This window comes from Streptomyces sp. TE5632 (assembly GCF_054061295.1).
Map to the genome: position 1 here is coordinate 1,491,792 of NZ_JBSSEA010000003.1, position 16,044 is coordinate 1,507,835.

General features: G+C 71.4%; 12 protein-coding genes, 1 tRNA gene and 1 pseudogene. 9 read left to right on the forward strand and 5 right to left on the reverse strand.

Annotation, left to right across the window (positions count from 1 at the left end; genetic code table 11):
• The first annotated feature begins 3 nt into the window (after positions 1-3).
• The gene (gene glmS, locus ACVW19_RS11880; protein ID WP_457459099.1) at positions 4-1,821 is read left to right on the forward strand and encodes a glutamine--fructose-6-phosphate transaminase (isomerizing); all 1,818 of its coding nucleotides are present in this window, start codon (positions 4-6) and stop codon (positions 1,819-1,821) included.
• A 34-nt stretch (positions 1,822-1,855) separates the two neighbouring features.
• Here glmS and ACVW19_RS11885 read toward each other — a convergent pair whose 3' ends face one another.
• Positions 1,856-2,398, reverse strand: a complete 543-nt coding sequence (locus tag ACVW19_RS11885) for a universal stress protein (protein ID WP_109380838.1) — start codon at positions 2,396-2,398, stop codon at positions 1,856-1,858.
• Positions 2,399-3,394: 996 nt separating this feature from the next.
• On the opposite strand from ACVW19_RS11885, the gene ACVW19_RS11890 reads away from it, so the two are divergent.
• From ACVW19_RS11890 to ACVW19_RS11900, 3 genes are all read left to right on the forward strand, one after another.
• Positions 3,395-4,681, forward strand: coding sequence for a helix-turn-helix domain-containing protein (locus tag ACVW19_RS11890; protein WP_457459101.1), 1,287 nt, complete (start codon positions 3,395-3,397; stop codon positions 4,679-4,681).
• A gap of 199 nt (positions 4,682-4,880) precedes the next feature.
• Positions 4,881-5,483 carry an oligoribonuclease gene (gene orn, locus ACVW19_RS11895; protein WP_361449368.1) on the forward strand — a complete coding sequence of 201 codons (603 nt, stop codon included), beginning with the start codon at positions 4,881-4,883 and terminating at the stop codon, positions 5,481-5,483.
• Between the two features lie 120 nt (positions 5,484-5,603).
• Positions 5,604-5,676 (forward strand) — tRNA-His (locus ACVW19_RS11900).
• A gap of 128 nt (positions 5,677-5,804) precedes the next feature.
• Here ACVW19_RS11900 and ACVW19_RS11905 read toward each other — a convergent pair.
• Positions 5,805-6,860 carry a LacI family DNA-binding transcriptional regulator gene (locus ACVW19_RS11905; RefSeq protein ID WP_457459103.1) on the reverse strand — a complete coding sequence of 352 codons (1,056 nt, stop codon included), beginning with the start codon at positions 6,858-6,860 and terminating at the stop codon, positions 5,805-5,807.
• A 350-nt stretch (positions 6,861-7,210) separates the two neighbouring features.
• Between ACVW19_RS11905 and ACVW19_RS11910 the strand changes: the two genes are divergently transcribed.
• From ACVW19_RS11910 to ACVW19_RS11925, 4 genes are all read left to right on the forward strand, one after another.
• Positions 7,211-8,569 carry an ABC transporter substrate-binding protein gene (locus ACVW19_RS11910; RefSeq protein ID WP_457459105.1) on the forward strand — a complete coding sequence of 453 codons (1,359 nt, stop codon included), beginning with the start codon at positions 7,211-7,213 and terminating at the stop codon, positions 8,567-8,569.
• 5 nt (positions 8,570-8,574) lie between these two features.
• On the forward strand, positions 8,575-9,597 hold the full coding sequence (locus ACVW19_RS11915; protein WP_457464563.1) for a carbohydrate ABC transporter permease: 1,023 nt from the start codon (positions 8,575-8,577) through the stop codon (positions 9,595-9,597).
• 12 nt (positions 9,598-9,609) lie between these two features.
• Positions 9,610-10,521, forward strand: a complete 912-nt coding sequence (locus ACVW19_RS11920; RefSeq protein WP_457459107.1) for a carbohydrate ABC transporter permease — start codon at positions 9,610-9,612, stop codon at positions 10,519-10,521.
• Between the two features lie 181 nt (positions 10,522-10,702).
• Positions 10,703-12,142: a GH1 family beta-glucosidase gene (locus ACVW19_RS11925; protein ID WP_457459109.1), complete on the forward strand. Its 1,440-nt coding sequence runs from the start codon at positions 10,703-10,705 to the stop codon at positions 12,140-12,142.
• Between the two features lie 89 nt (positions 12,143-12,231).
• Here the strand turns inward: ACVW19_RS11925 and ACVW19_RS11930 are convergent.
• A pseudogene (locus tag ACVW19_RS11930) lies at positions 12,232-13,642 on the reverse strand (sensor histidine kinase).
• Entirely contained in the window at positions 13,639-14,358 is a 720-nt protein-coding gene (locus tag ACVW19_RS11935; protein ID WP_457459111.1) for a response regulator transcription factor, read from the reverse strand. Before ACVW19_RS11935 ends, ACVW19_RS11930 begins: the two are co-directional and overlap by 4 nt.
• Positions 14,359-14,467: 109 nt before the next feature.
• On the opposite strand from ACVW19_RS11935, the gene ACVW19_RS11940 reads away from it, so the two are divergent.
• On the forward strand, positions 14,468-15,130 hold the full coding sequence (locus ACVW19_RS11940; protein ID WP_457459113.1) for a hypothetical protein: 663 nt from the start codon (positions 14,468-14,470) through the stop codon (positions 15,128-15,130).
• A gap of 34 nt (positions 15,131-15,164) precedes the next feature.
• Here ACVW19_RS11940 and ACVW19_RS11945 read toward each other — a convergent pair whose 3' ends face one another.
• Positions 15,165-16,034 (reverse strand): spermidine synthase, encoded by an 870-nt coding sequence (locus tag ACVW19_RS11945; protein WP_457459115.1) that lies wholly within the window; start codon positions 16,032-16,034, stop codon positions 15,165-15,167.
• Positions 16,035-16,044: the final 10 nt, after the last annotated feature.

Sequence of the window (16,044 nt, forward strand, 5' to 3'; positions counted from 1 at the left end):
CACATGTGCGGAATCGTCGGATACATCGGCAGGCGTGACGTCGCCCCTCTGCTGCTCGAAGGCCTGCAGCGCCTGGAGTACCGGGGCTACGACTCGGCGGGCATCGCCATCACGTCGCCGAAGGCCGCCGGACTGAGGACGGTCAAGGCCAAGGGCCGGGTGCGCGAGCTGGAGGCGAAGGTCCCGGCCCGTTTCAAGGGCACCACGGGCATCGCCCACACCCGCTGGGCCACCCACGGCGCCCCGTCCGACGTGAACGCCCACCCGCACCTGGACGCCGAGGGCCGGGTCGCCGTCGTCCACAACGGCATCATCGACAACGCCGCCGACCTGCGCCGCAAGCTGGAGGCGGACGGCGTCGAGTTCCTCTCGGAGACGGACACCGAGGTCCTCACCCACCTGATCGCCCGCTCGCCGGCCGAGAAGCTGGAGGACAAGGTCCGCGAGACGGTACGGGTCATCGAGGGCACCTACGGCATCGCCGTGCTGCACGCCGACTTCCCGGACCGCATCGTGGTGGCCCGCAACGGTTCGCCCGTCGTGCTCGGCATCGGCGAGAAGGAGATGTTCGTCGCCTCGGACATAGCCGCCCTGGTCACCCACACCCGGCAGATCGTCACCCTCGACGACGGCGAGATGGCCACCCTCAAGGCCGACGACTTCCGCACCTACACCACCGAGGGCACCCGTACGACGACCGAGCCGACCACCGTGGAGTGGGAGGCCGCCTCGTACGACATGGGCGGCCACGACACCTACATGCACAAGGAGATCCACGAGCAGGCCGAGGCCGTGGACCGGGTGCTGCGGGGCCGGATCGACGACCGGTTCTCCACGGTGCGCCTCGGCGGCCTGAACCTGGACGCCCGTGAGGCGCGCCGGATCCGCCGGGTGAAGATCCTCGGCTGCGGCACCTCGTACCACGCGGGACTGATCGGCGCCCAGATGATCGAGGAGCTGGCCCGCATCCCGGCCGACGCCGAGCCGGCCTCCGAGTTCCGCTACCGCAACGCGGTCGTCGACCCCGACGCGCTGTACGTCGCGGTGTCCCAGTCCGGTGAGACGTACGACGTGCTGGCGGCGGTGCAGGAGCTGAAGCGCAAGGGTGCGCGGGTGCTGGGCGTGGTGAACGTCGTCGGTTCCGCGATCGCCCGCGAGGCGGACGGCGGCATGTACGTGCACGCCGGCCCCGAGGTCTGCGTGGTGTCCACGAAGTGCTTCACCAACACCACGGTCGCCTTCGCCCTCCTCGCCCTGCACCTGGGCCGCACCCGCGACCTGTCCGTGAGTGACGGCAAGCGGATCATCGAAGGGCTGCGCAGGCTGCCGGGGCAGATCACCGAGATCCTGGAGCAGGAGGAGGAGATCAAGAAGCTGGCCCTGCAGTACGCGGAGGCCCGCTCGATGCTCTTCATCGGCCGGGTCCGGGGCTACCCGGTGGCCCGTGAGGCGTCCCTGAAGCTCAAGGAGGTCTCCTACATCCACGCGGAGGCCTACCCGGCGTCCGAGCTCAAGCACGGCCCGCTGGCCCTGATCGAGCCCGCGCTGCCCACGGTGGCGATCGTCCCCGACGACGACCTGCTGGAGAAGAACCGCGCGGCCCTGGAGGAGATCAAGGCCCGCAGCGGCCCGATCATGGCCGTCGCCCACCGGGAGCAGGAGAAGGCCGACCACACCGTCGTCGTCCCGAAGAACGAGAACGAGCTGGACCCCATCCTCATGGGCATCCCGCTGCAACTCCTCGCCTACCACACGGCGTTGGCCCTGGGCCGGGACATCGACAAGCCGAGGAACCTCGCCAAGTCGGTCACGGTCGAATAACGACGAACCGGAGCCTGCCCGGCGGACCGGCGCCTCAGGGGATGACCACCACGGGGCGCTGGGCCCGCTTGGCGAGCCGGCCGGCGACGGAGCCGAAGAGCCGGCCCACCAGGCCGTGGGTGGAGCCGACGACGATCGCGTCGGCCTCGTACTCCCGGCCGACCTCCTCGAGTTCGTGGCAGATGTCGCCGCCGCGCTCGACCAGGATCCAGGGCACCTCGGTGAGGTGGTCCGCGCAGGCCAGCTCGAGGCCGAGCACCTCGGTGCGGTGGTCCGGGACGTCCACGAAGACCGGCGGCTCGCAGCCCGCCCACACCGTGGTGGGCAGCCGGTTGGCGACATGGACGATGATCAGCGCGGAGCCGAAGCGCCGGGCCATGCCGATCGCGTAGGCGAGGGCCCGCTCACTGGAGGTGGAGCCGTCGAAGCCGACGACCACACCGTGCCGGAACGCGGGATCGCACGGATGGCGCGACTTTTCCGCGCCCAGGGGATCGGCCCCGAGCGGCTCGGCCGCCGTGGGGTCGGCGAGGGGTCGCTTGCGATCCGCGGGTTCGAAGAATTCGTGACCGGCCATGGCTGTCTCGGCGTTGTGATCCTTGTGATGGGTGACGACAGGGTGCGTCGGAGCTGTGTCCGGGAATCATCTTCCCAACCCCATACCCCCAAGGGTACGGCGGTACGCGTTTTCAGCCCAGACCCCCGCCCGAGCTGGCCGACGGGTTTTCCGGAGCATGCCCGAGGGGGCGCCCGTCACGCAATGGTCGCTGCGCCGTACAGACGGTTTGCACGGGGTGGACCGAGCCGCGAGAGTGTCGCCGTGCGCCGTGATTCCGGGGATCCGGGGATCCGGGGATCCGGGGATCCGGGGATCCGGGGATCCGGGGATCCGGGGATCCGGGGATCCGGGGATCCGGGGTTTCGTCCCGGAACCGCGGTGACCGACACCCCTCCCGCGCGTTGGCCCCCGTGAGCCACGCCACAGGGAGCACATCGCGTCCGGGCCCCGCCCCGCCCCCGGGGCGGACCGCGCGCCGGACTCCCCCGGGGAGCCTTCGCGCCGGGAGTCCTCCCGGGGCCCGATCACCGACGTGGCCCGCCCGGCGGCGTTCAGCTCTCCGCCGGCACCGGTCACCCTGTTCCGGTGCGGTTCCGGGCGGGCGGCGCGGGACGGCGGGGATACACCGGTCGCATGACCGGTTTCCGCGCCCGCGGGCGTATCTTTTCAGCCAACTTCCGCAACCTGTGCATCTCCTGCCGCGGCCACCCCCCAACCCCCGTTCGACCTGCATAAAAAGGGGTCGGCGCCCCCTGCGCACCCTACGGGGATTGGCCACCGCGACAAGGCGCACTTCCCTGCACGGCCCACGAGTGCGACCCTTCGTGATCGAATGCTTCACGCCAAGTTGCCAAGTCGACAATGCGCCGGAGCCGAACTGGCCACCCGGACACGACGGGACACAGTAGATTCGATCTTGACTGTCTTACGGCGGGGGACTCGTGCAGGACCGAGGGGAAACGTGCAGGAGCGACACAACCGAGGAGCCGCGACCACCGAGGGGGGCTTAGCAGTATGAGCCACGACTCCACTGCCGCGCCGGAGATCGCGGCCCGGAAACTTGCCGGGCGACGTCGCAAGGAGATCGTCGCCGTGCTGCTGTTCAGCGGCGGCCCCATCTTCGAGAGTTCCATACCGCTGTCGGTGTTCGGGATTGACCGCCAGGACGCCGGCGTACCGCGCTACCGACTGCTGGTGAGCGCCGGTGAAGGAGGCCCGCTGCGGACCACAGGGGGCCTCGAACTCACCGCGCCGCACGGCCTGGAGGCGATCGCCCGCGCGGGCACCGTCGTCGTGCCCGCCTGGCGTTCGATCACCTCGCCGCCGCCGGACGACGCGCTCGAAGCGCTGCGCCGCGCCCACGAGGAGGGCGCCCGCATCGTCGGGCTGTGCACCGGCGCCTTCGTGCTCGCGGCGGCCGGCCTGCTGGACGGCCGTCCGGCGACCACCCACTGGATGTACGCGCCGACGCTGGCGAAACGCTACCCGTCGGTGCACGTCGATCCGCGCGAACTCTTCGTGGACGACGGCGACGTGCTGACGTCGGCGGGTACGGCGGCCGGAATCGATCTGTGCCTGCACATCGTGCGCACGGATCACGGCAACGAGGCGGCGGGGGCACTCGCCCGGCGCCTCGTCGTCCCGCCGCGCCGGACGGGCGGTCAGGAGCGCTATCTCGACAGGTCTTTACCCGAGGAGATCGGCGCCGACCCGCTCGCCGAGGTCGTCGCCTGGGCGCTGGAGCACCTCCACGAACAGTTCGACGTGGAGACGCTGGCGGCACGCGCGTACATGAGCCGTCGTACGTTCGACCGCCGCTTCCGCTCGCTGACCGGCAGCGCGCCGCTGCAGTGGCTGATCACGCAGCGGGTGCTGCAGGCCCAGCGCCTGCTGGAGACGTCGGACTACTCGGTGGACGAGGTCGCGGGCCGCTGCGGCTTCCGCTCACCGGTCGCGCTGCGGGGCCACTTCCGGCGCCAGCTGGGTTCGTCCCCGGCCGCCTACCGGGCCGCGTACCGCGCGCGACGCCCCCAGCCCGAGCGGAACCAGGGCGCCGACGGCTTCCCCAACACCCCGGGAGCCGTCCCGTCCGGCCCGGCGCACCAGCACGGGCACCCGGGGCAGGTCGGCCCGGCGTCCGCCGCACCGCACCCGGACAACCCCGTCCCGCACCAGTCCCGGCGTGCGGCGGCCGCGAGCACCCTGGGCGGGCCGTCCTCCCTGACGGCCTCGGCGGACCCGGGCCGCGAGGCGTACGTCCCCACGCGGGCGAGCGTGCCGGGGCAGCGCAGCGCGCCGTGAGGCGGACCTGAGGCAGAGGCGCGACGGGAAGACGGGAATCCGCCGGCGGGCCGGGCCGGAGACGAAAGTCTCCGGCCCGGCCCGCCTCCCTGCCCGCCCTCCGCCCGTTTTCCCCCGCGCTCCGCCCGAGTTCCGCCCGCATCACTCACCCGGTCCCCGACGGGTCACCTACGCTCCCGCGCGCCGTAAGGTTAGACATATGAACGATCGCATGGTGTGGATCGACTGCGAGATGACCGGCCTCTCGCTGTCCGACGACGCGCTCATCGAGGTGGCCGCCCTCGTCACCGACTCCGAGCTGAACGTGCTCGGCGACGGTGTGGACATCGTCATCCGCCCGCCGGAAGGGGCCCTGGAGACGATGCCGGAGGTGGTGCGTGAGATGCACACCGCGTCCGGGCTGCTCGCCGAGCTGGCGGACGGCACGACGCTCGAGGACGCCGAGCGGCGCGTCCTCGCCTACGTGAAGGAACACGTCAAGGAGCCCGGCAAGGCGCCCCTGTGCGGCAACTCCGTCGGCACGGACCGCGGATTCCTGCTGCGGGACATGCCGACGCTGGAGGACTACCTGCACTACCGCATCGTGGACGTGTCGAGCGTCAAGGAGCTGGCGCGCCGCTGGTACCCGAGGGCGTACTACAACAGCCCCGAGAAGAACGGCAACCACCGCGCGCTGGCCGACATCCGCGAGTCCATCGCGGAGCTGCGCTACTACCGCGAGGCCGTCTTCGTACCGCAGCCCGGCCCCGACTCCGACACCGCGAAGAAGATCGCCGCCAAGCACGTCCTGCCTGCTCAGTAGGCGTGTGAGGTAGTCGTCCGAAGGGCGCGGTGAAACCCTGGCGCGAGCACCCCTTCGGACCAGGTACACTTTTCCTCGGCTGGTCGGGGAAGACACCGATCTTCACCGGTACCAGCCATGGTGGGTGTAGCTCAGCTGGTAGAGCACCTGGTTGTGGTCCAGGATGCCGCGGGTTCAAGTCCCGTCACTCACCCTGAACGATCAAGGGCTGACCCGTGAGAACGGGTCAGCCCTTGATCGTTTTCACAAACCTTGGGAACAGGTGGCCTCCCGCCGACCCGTTCCCCACCGTCCCCGAAGCCCGCGGCCCCGCGCCCCGCGTCAGGACGAGGCGCGCTCCACCAGTTCCGTGGCCAGGACCACCTGACGTCGTTCCAGCCCGCGTGAGGCGGGCGGACGGCGGTCGGCGACCTCGGCGAGGAGGAGGTCGATCATTTGGTGGCCCATCTCCTCTATGGGCTGGCGCACGCTGGTCAGCGGCGGGTCCATGTGGCGGGCGATGGCCGAGTCGTCGTAACCGACCAGGGCCACGTCGTCGGGGATGCGGCGGCCCGCCTCGCGCAGCGCGTGCCGGGCGCCGGCGGCGGTCACGTCGGAGGCGGCGAAGACCGCGTCCAGGTCGGGGCGGCGCTCCAGCAGGGCCGCCATCGCGTGCCGGCCGCCCTCCTCGGAGAAGTCGCCCGCCTCGATCAGCAGGTCGTCCACCTCGTGGCCCGCGTCCCGCAGGGCGTCACGATAGCCGTCGATGCGCCGCTGGGCGCCGTACACGTCGAGGCGGCCGGTGATGTGGGCGATACGGCGCCGGCCCCGGCCGAGGAGGTGCTCGACGGCCTGCCGGGCGCCGCCGTAGTTGTCCGAGTCGACCGAGGTCAGGGTCTCCGCGGCCGACCGGGGACCGCTGATCACGGCCGGGATCTCCAGCCGGGCGAGCATGTCGGGCAGCGGGTCGTCGGCGTGCACGGAGACCAGCAGCACACCGTCCACGCGATGCGCGGCCAGATAGTCGGCGAGCCGCTGCCGCTCCCGGTCGCTGCCCGCGAAGATCAGCAGCAACTGCATCTCGGTGTCGGAGAGCGCCGCCCCCACCCCGCGCAGCATGTCCGAGAAGTACGGTTCGGCGAAGAACCGGGTCTCCGGTTCGGGCACGACCAGCGCGATCGCGTCGGTGCGGTTGGCGGCCAGCGCGCGGGCGGCCGTGTTCGGGACGTAACCGAGCTCGGCGACGGCGGCCTCCACGGCGGCCCGGGTGGCGTCGCTCACCCGGGGTGACCCGTTGATCACCCGGGAGACCGTGCCCCGGCCGACACCGGCGCGCACTGCCACCTCTTCGAGGGTGGGCCGGCCGCCGCTGCGGCCCCGCGCTCCGTGGCTTGCCATCTGCGCCCCGCCTTCCGTCCTGTGTCCCGCCAGGCCTGCTGGCCTGGAATCTAACAGCCCCACCAGCGGCGGCGACCGCCGCCGGGACCGCCGTCCGGACCCCGGACACCCCGGTGAGGCCCGGGCGGCCGGCTAACAGCCCGATAACTGAAGGCAGTTCTCCGCGTTCGGTCCCTTGACACCCCCGCCCGGACCCGCGACCCTTCAACACATCACTTGTGGGAGCGCTCCCACGGTACCTGACACATACACAACCCGCACGTTCCCCGCCCGAGCCGCAGCACGCAACAGACGGGCCCAACAAAGCCGTTGGCCGGGGGGTCGGCACGTCAGGGCAACAGGAGGACCCAATGCGAGCACGTACCCTCCCCCTCTCCCGGCAGCGCACGGGCGGGGGGAAGCCCTTCACCCGCAAGGCGCTGGCCGTCGCGGCCGTGGTGTCGCTGGGCACGGGGCTGCTGGCCGGCTGTGCCGACGACGGTGGAGACGACGCCTCCGATTCCTCGTCGGGCGGCAAGGGCAAGACCACGATCACGCTGGGTCTGTTCGGCACCTTCGGCTTCAAGGAGGCCGGGCTCTACGCCGAGTACGAGAAGCTGAACCCGGACGTCAAGATCGCCGAGAACGTCGTCGAGCGCAACGAGAACTACTACCCGGCGCTGCTCAACCACCTCACCACCAACAGCGGTCTGCAGGACGTCCAGGCCGTCGAGGTCGGCAACATCGCCGAGATCGTGGAGACCCAGGCCGGCAAACTCGAGGACCTCTCCAAGGCCGAGGGCGTGAACAAGAGCGACTGGCTCGGGTGGAAGTGGGAGCAGGCCACCACCAAGGACGGCCAGACCGTCGGCCTGGGCACCGACATCGGCCCGATGGCGATCTGCTACCGCAAGGACCTGTTCGAGAAGGCGGGCCTGCCGACCGACCGCGAAGAGCTCGGCAAGCTGTGGGCCGGCGACTGGGCCAAGCTGATCGAGGTCGGTGAGGACTACCAGAAGAAGGCGCCCAAGGGCACCACCTTCTTCGACTCCCCCGGCGGCCTGATGAGCGCCGTCCTCAGCAGTGAGGAGAAGCGGTTCTACGACTCCTCCGGCGAGGTGATCTACAAGACCAACCCCGCCGTCAAGAAGGCCTTCGACATGACCGCGAAGGCCGCCGAGGACGGACTGGTCGGCGCCCAGACGCAGTTCCAGCCCTCGTGGGACCAGACGATCGCCAACAACAAGTTCGCCGCGATGTCCTGCCCGCCCTGGATGCTCGGCTACATCAAGGGCAAGTCCCAGCCGGACGCCGCGGGCAAGTGGGACGTGGCCCTGCCCCCCAAGGCCGGCAACTGGGGCGGCTCCTTCCTGACCGTGCCCAAGAGCGCCAAGAACGTCGAGGAGGCCAAGAAGCTCGTCGCCTGGCTGACCGCACCCGAACAGCAGGCGAAGCTGTTCAAGGTGCAGGGCAGCTTCCCGAGCGCCCAGAGCATCTTCGACAGCCCCGAAGTGACCGGCGCGGTCAACGACATGACCGGTGACGCCCCGATCGGTGAGGTCTTCGCCGAGGCCGCCAAGCAGATCCCGGTCCAGGTCATCGGCCCGAAGGACCAGATCATCTCGCAGGGCCTGGCCGACAACGGCGTCATTCTGGTGACCAAGGGCAAGTCGCCGAAGGAAGCCTGGGAGACGGCCGTCAAGACCATCGACAACAACCTGGACAAGTGACCTGGATGTCCACCCGTCACGACACCGCCGCGTCCCCCGTCAAGGGGGGCGCGGCCCCGGGCCGCCCGCCCCGGGGCACCGCGTCCGCGAGCGCGAAGGACAAGGAGGAGCGGCGCCGGAAGAAGCTGTCCCGCCGCTGGCAGCGCGACATGCGCTGGAGCCCGTACGCCTTCGTCGCGCCGTTCTTCCTGCTGTTCCTCGCCTTCGGCCTGTTCCCGCTGGTCTACACCGGCTGGGCCTCGCTGCACCAGGTGGAGCTGACCGCCCCGACCGACATGAACTGGGTCGGGCTGAAGAACTACACCCGGATCTTCGACGACGACTTCTTCTGGAACGCGGCGCGGAACACCCTGACCATCGGCATCATCTCGACCGTCCCGCAGCTGCTGATGGCGATGGGCATCGCCCACATCCTCAACTACAAGCTGCGCGCCTCGACCTTCTACCGGGTCGCGATGCTCGCCCCGTACGCCACCTCGATCGCCGCCGCCTCCCTGGTGTTCGTGCTGCTCTTCGGGCGTGACTACGGCATGATCAACTGGGCGCTGGACCTCGTCGGGATCGACCCGGTCGCCTGGCAGGACGACAAGTGGCCCGGGCAGTTCGCCGTCTCGACGATCATCATCTGGCGCTGGACCGGTTACAACGCGCTGATCTACCTGGCCGCGATGCAGGCGATCCCGCAGGACCTGTACGAGTCGGCGGCGCTGGACGGCGCCAGCCGCTGGCAGCAGTTCATCCACGTGACGCTGCCCTCGCTGCGCCCGACGATCCTGTTCACCGTGGTCGTCTCCACGATCGGCGCCAGCCAGGTCTTCGGCGAGCCGCTGCTGTTCGACCCCAACAAGGGCGCGTCCGGCGGCGCGGAGCACCAGTTCCAGACGCTCGGCCTGTACCTGTACGAACAGGGCTGGATCAACCAGCACCTGGGCCGTGCCTCGGCGATCGCCTGGATGATGTTCCTGATCCTGATCGTCATCGGCATCATCAACTACGTCATCTCGCGCCGGCTGCGCGCCAGCAGTTAAGGAGTTGTGGCCGTGACGACGACTGTGACGCCCCCGCCCCCCGAGACCATGTCCGCCAAGGAGCAGAGGCGCTCCCGTCTGCCGAAGTCCGCGCGGGCCGGCGGCACCCTGCACGGCGGCCCGATCGCGTACGCGATCCTGATCGTGTTCACGATCATCTCGCTGTTCCCGCTGGTGTGGACCGCGATCGCCGCCTCCCGGGACACTCAGCGCCTGGCCCAGACCCCGCCGCCGTTCTGGTTCGGCTCGAACCTGTTCAAGAACCTGGAGATCGCCTGGACCGAAGCCAACCTCGGTGAGGCGTTCCTCAACACCACGATCGTGGCGGGCATTTCGGCGGTGACCGTCGTCATCCTGTCGACGGTCGCCGGATTCGCCTTCGCCAAGCTGCGCTTCCGGGGCCGGGGCGCGCTGATGCTGCTCGTGATCGGCACCATGATGGTCCCGCCGCAACTGAGCATCATCCCGCTGTACATGATGGTCGCCAAGCTGGACTGGACCGACCAACTGCAGGCCGTGATCTTCCCGTCGCTGGTGAGCGCGTTCGGCGTGTTCTTCATGCGGCAGTACCTGCTCCAGGCGCTGCCGGACGAGATCATCGAGGCCGCCCGGGTCGACGGCGCGAGCAGCTGGCGCGTGGTGTGGCACGTGGTGTTCCCGGCGGCGCGGCCGGCGATGGCCGTGCTCGGCATGCTGATGTTCGTGCAGACCTGGAACGACTTCCTGTGGCCGTTCCTCGTCCTGACCCAGTCCGGCAACCCGACCGTGCAGGTCGCGGTCGCGGGCCTCGGCCGCGGCTTCACCCCGGACCAGTCCCTGATCATGGCGGGTGCGCTGCTGGGCACGCTGCCGCTGCTGCTGGTCTTCGCGGTCTTCGGCAAGCAGATCGTGGGCGGCATCATGCAGGGCGCGGTCAAGGGCTGACCTCCGTTTGCCGATGTCCCCCACCAAGGGGCCGGGTCACCGACGCCTCGGCCCCTGCCCGTCCCGCGCCGTCCCCTCCCGCTCTTCCCTCTCTCCCCTTCTCCCCCCTCTCCCCTTCTCCCCTTCTCACCTCTGATCCTGACTCGCAGGTCCCTCCACGACCGCCTATGGGAGCGCTTCCATGTCTGACTCCACCACGCCGGTGACCCCGGCGGCCTTCCCCCCCGCCTTCCTCTGGGGCGCCGCGACCTCCGCCTACCAGATCGAGGGCGCGGTGCGGGAGGACGGTCGTACGCCGTCCATCTGGGACACCTTCAGCCACACGCCGGGCAAGACCGCCGGCGGCGACACCGGTGACATCGCTGTCGACCACTACCACCGCTACCGCGACGACGTGGCGTTGATGGCGGAACTGGGCCTGGGCGCCTACCGCTTCTCCATCTCCTGGCCCCGGGTGCAGCCGACCGGCCGCGGCCCGGCCGTCCAGCGCGGCCTGGACTTCTACCGCCGGCTGGTCGACGAGCTGCTGGCCCACGGCATCAAGCCGGCCGTCACCCTCTACCACTGGGACCTGCCGCAGGAGCTGGAGGACGCGGGCGGCTGGCCGGAGCGTGACACCGCGTACCGCTTCGCCGAGTACGCGCAGATCGTCGGTGAGGCGCTCGGCGACCGGGTGGAGCAGTGGATCACGCTCAACGAGCCCTGGTGCAGCGCGTTTCTGGGCTACGCCTCCGGCGTGCACGCGCCGGGCCGTACCGATCCGGCGGCCTCGCTGCGGGCCGCCCACCACCTGAACCTGGCCCACGGACTGGGCGCCAAGGCGCTGCGGTCCGTGATGCCGGCCCGCAACTCGATCGCGATCAGCCTCAACTCCGCGGTGGTCCGGCCCCTCTCCCCCGGCGACCCGGCGGACCTGGCAGCGGCGCGCAAGATCGACGACCTGGCCGGCGGCATCTTCCACGGCCCGATCCTGAAGGGCGCCTACCCCGAGTCGCTGCTGACGGCGACCTCGTCGCTGACCGACTGGTCGTGCATCCAGGACGGCGACCTGGACCTGATCCACCAGCCGCTGGACGCACTGGGCCTCAACTACTACACGCCCACCCTGGTGTCGGCGGCGGACCCGGACGCGGAGGGACCGCGGGCCGACGGCCACGGGGCGAGCGAGCACTCGCCGTGGCCGGCCGCGGACGACGTGGCCTTCCACCAGGCGCCCGGGGAGCGCACCGAGATGGGCTGGTCCGTCGACCCGACCGGGCTGCACGAGCTGATCATGCGGTACACCCGGGACGCTCCCGGCCTGCCGCTCTACGTCACCGAGAACGGCGCCGCCTACGACGACAAGCCCGGCGCCGACGGCACGGTGCACGACCCGGAGCGGATCGCCTATCTGCACGGCCATCTCGCCGCGGTCCGCCGGGCCATCACCGACGGCGCGGACGTGCGCGGCTACTACCTGTGGTCCCTGCTGGACAACTTCGAGTGGGCGTACGGCTACGAGAAGCGCTTCGGCGCGGTCCACGTCGACTACGCGTCCCAGGAACGCACCCCGAAGGCCAGCGCCCTCTGGTACAGCCGGGCGGCCAAGTCGGGCGCCCTGCCGGGGCCGGAGGCCGTCTGACCCTCCCGAGAACCGGGGGACGGGGGAGCCGGGGGAAGCGGGGCGCGGTGCTCTGGGGGAGGGCCGCGCCCCGTCGGCCGGTCCGCGGATCAGGACCTGAAGGTCGGTACCAGCCGGCCGGGACGGCGGCGGCGCACGGCCCCCCGGTGGCCGCGTCCCCGCCCGTACGGTCTCCGGGGATCCCCCTCCCGGCCGTCGAGCTGGATCCAGATGCGCACCTCGGTCCCGCCGAGCACCGACGAGCCGATCCGTACGTCCCCGCCGGTGGCCTCCGCGAGCCGGCGCACGATGTCCAGGCCGAGGCCGGTGGAGCCGTCGCTGCCGGAGCCCCGGCCGCGGGCCATCGCCGCCTCCGGATCGGGTATGCCGGGGCCCGCGTCGGAGACGAGCACGATCACCGCGTCCTCGCCGTTGTGCAGGTCGACGGCGAAGGCGGTGCCCTCGGCGGTGTGCCGGAACACGTTGCCGAGCAGGGCGTCGAGGGCGGCGGCCAGGTCGGCACGGGCCACGGGGATGCGGACCGGGCCGTCCGCTCCGGCCACCCGCCATTTACGGCCCTCGTCCTCGGCGAGCGCCGACCAGAACGCCATCCGTTCCCGGACCACTTCGGCCGCGTCGCAGCCGGCGCCGGGGCCGGCCGCCGCCGTCTGCGGTTTGGCGTCCCGCGCGGTGCGGATGATGGTGTCGACCTCGCGCTCCAGCTGCTCGACCGCCGCACGGGTCTGCTCGGCGGCCGGTCCGTCGCCGAGGGAGGCGGCGTTCAGCCGCAGCACGGTCAGCGGGGTGCGCAGCCGGTGGGACAGGTCGGCGGCCAGTTCCCTTTCGTTGGCGAGGAGTTGGACGACCTGGTCGGCCATGGAGTTGAACGCCACGGCCGCCAGCCGCAGTTCGGTCGGCCCCTTCTCGGGCACCCGTGCGCCCAGCTTGCCCTCCCCCAGTTCGTGCGCCCCTTCGACCAGCCGCTGCGCGGGCCGCACCATCCGCACGCCCAGCCGGTCGGCGACCGCGACCGAGCCGAGGATGAGGGCGACGCCGACCGCCGCGAGCACCGCCCAGGCCGTGCCCACCCCCGTTGGTGACCTCGGACTCGGGGACGAACACCTCGACCACGGCGATCTCACCGGTGCTGAGCGCGACCGGCTGGAGCAGCGTCGAGCCGCCGGACACCTTGGAGGTGGAGGCCCGCCCCAGTTTCCGTACCGCCTCGATGTCCTCGGCGGTGGCGCGGCGGCGCCCGATGTCGAGGGGCTCGGCATCGGCGCCGGCGGGTATGTGCACGGCCATCGCGGCGTCGGACCCGGCGGAGGCGACGACGCGTTCGAGCTGGTCGCGGTCGGTGGTGATGGACAGGGCGGGAGCGACCGCCGCGGCTTCCCGTTCGGCGTTGGAGAAGGCGCGGTCGCGGGCCATCTCGCGGATGACGAGGCCGAGCGGCACCGCGAAGGCGATCACGACCATCGCGGTCACCGCCACCGACACCTTCACCAGGGCCCATCTCATCGCGGTGACTCCGCCGCGGGCAGTCCCGCGGCCGGGGGTTCCAGTTTCACTCCGACGCCCCGCAGGGTGTGCAGATAGCGCGGCCGGGCGGCGGTCTCGCCCAACTTCCGGCGCAGCCAGGACAGATGGACGTCTATGGTCTGGTCGTCGCCGTAGGACTGCTGCCACACCTCGGCGAGGAGTTCCCTGCGGGGGACGACGACTCCGGGCCGCCCGGCCAGGAAGGCGAGCAGGTCGAACTCGCGCCGGGTGAGGTCCAGTCGGGCACCGTCCAGTTCGGCCTGGCGGCGCAGCGGGTCGACGGTCAGCCCGCCGACCCGGAGCACCGGGGGCTGCGCCGCCTCCCCCGCGCGGGAGCGGGCCCGGCGCAGCACGGCCGCCATCCTGGCCGACAGGTGCTCCACCGAGAAGGGCTTGGTCAGGTAGTCGTCCGCGCCGGCGTTCAACAGCCGTACGATCTCCGCCTCGTCGTCCCGCGCGGTGGCGATGATCACCGGCACGTCCGTGATGCCGCGCAGCATCTTCAGCGCCTCGGAGCCGTCGAGATCGGGCAGTCCGAGGTCCAGGACGACGACGTCGAAACGGAAATGGGCGACCTCGCGCAGCGCCTCCAGCGCCGTCCCGACGCTGCGCACCAGGTGTGCGGCGTCGGTCAGTTGCCGGATGAGCGCCGAGCGTACGAAGGGGTCGTCCTCGACTACGAGAACACGTGCCATGGGCGGCACCGTACGCCATGCCGGGCGACCCGGTGCGGGCCTGTGGACAACTCCGGACACCGCCGCGGGCACGACACGTGTGGGGCGGGTGAGGCAGTATGGGCCGACGATGCGCAGAGGACTCGTACACGTACTGGCCTGGCTGCTCGCCACGGGTGCGGCGGTCACGCTGTCGTGGTGGGGTGTGGACACGGTGATGGCGGGCACGGCCTACGACCCGCCCCGCGCGCTGCCCATCACGGCGGCCGACGCGACGACGCAGGAGCCGAGGCCGGTCTCGTCCTCCACCCGGCGCCCGACCGACGCAAAGGCGCCGGAAGCCGCCGATGACGCGGCGGACGCCGGGGACTCGAAGGACGCGCAGGACCCGAAGGACTCCAAGAGCTCCGACAACTCCGGCAACTCCGGCAACTCCGAGGACACCGCCGCGGACGCGGGCGGCGCGCAGGACGCACAGGACCGGGAGTCGTCGGGGCGGTCGGCGGACGGGCCCGGCGAGGGTTCCCCCGATCCGGCCCCGGACGCGGCCGCCCCCGCGCCGGCCACCTCCGGCGAGGTCAAGGCGTACGACACCGAGGGCGGCCGGGCGGTCTTCGACCTCGGCGAGACCTCCGCCTCACTGGTGTCGGCGACGCCCGGGGCGGGCTGGTCGATGCAGGTGTGGAAGACGGAGGCGTGGATCCGGGTGGATTTCGCGGCGGACGCGGACCGGGTGTCGGTCTTCTGCACCTGGCACGACGGCCCGCCGCGCGTGGAGGTCAACACCTACTGACCGGGCGGCCCCGCCCCCTCGCGCCCCTCGTCCCTCATCGGAACACCGACGGTGGTGGCGCCGGGGAGTCGACCGCCGCCAGGTCGCTGACCGGGGCGGCCCCACCGGTGAAGTCCCTTAGTTCCCGCCCGTGTTGGACGCGCCCGGGGTGCTGGTCGGAGGCGGCACGGCGGGTCAGCTCGGCGATCGGCAGGGGCGCGTCGGAGGCGACCAGCACGGAGTTGCCGAAGCGTCTGCCGCGCAGCACCGCCGGATCGGCGATCAGCGCGAGTTCGGCGAACCGGGCGGCGGCGGTGGCGATCTGGCCGCGCAGATGGGCCAGCGGCGGTCCGTCGGCGAGGTTGGCGACGTAGACCCCGCCGGGGGCGAGGGCCCTGCGGACGTCGTCCAGGAACTCGGTCGAGGTCAGGTGGGCGGGGGTGCGGGCCCCGCTGAACACGTCGGCGACGACGAGGCCGGCCCATCCGTCCCGCACCTTGGTGAGCCCTTCCCGGGCGTCCAGCGAGCGCACCCTGATCCGCGCTCCGGGGTCCAGAGGCAGTTCCCGGCGGACCAGTTGCACCAGCCGCGCGTCCCGTTCGACGACCTGCTGGGTGGAGCGGGGCCGGGTGGCGGCGACGTACCGGGCGAGGGTGAACGCGCCGCCGCCGAGATGCACCGCCTGTACGGGCCGGCCGGCCGGCCCGGCGGTGTCGATGACGTGTCCGATCCGCCGCTGGTACTCGAAGGAGAGGTACGCCGGATCGTCCAGGTCGACGTGCGACTGCGGGGCGTCGTCGATCAGCAGCGTCCAGGCCCTCGGCCGCTCCCGGTCGGGGACGAGCCGGGCGAGCCCTCCGTCGACGCTCTCGACGACGGCTTCGACGGCGCCCCGCCCGCGTCCGGAGTTCCTGGACCTTCCCATGGGGTCATTG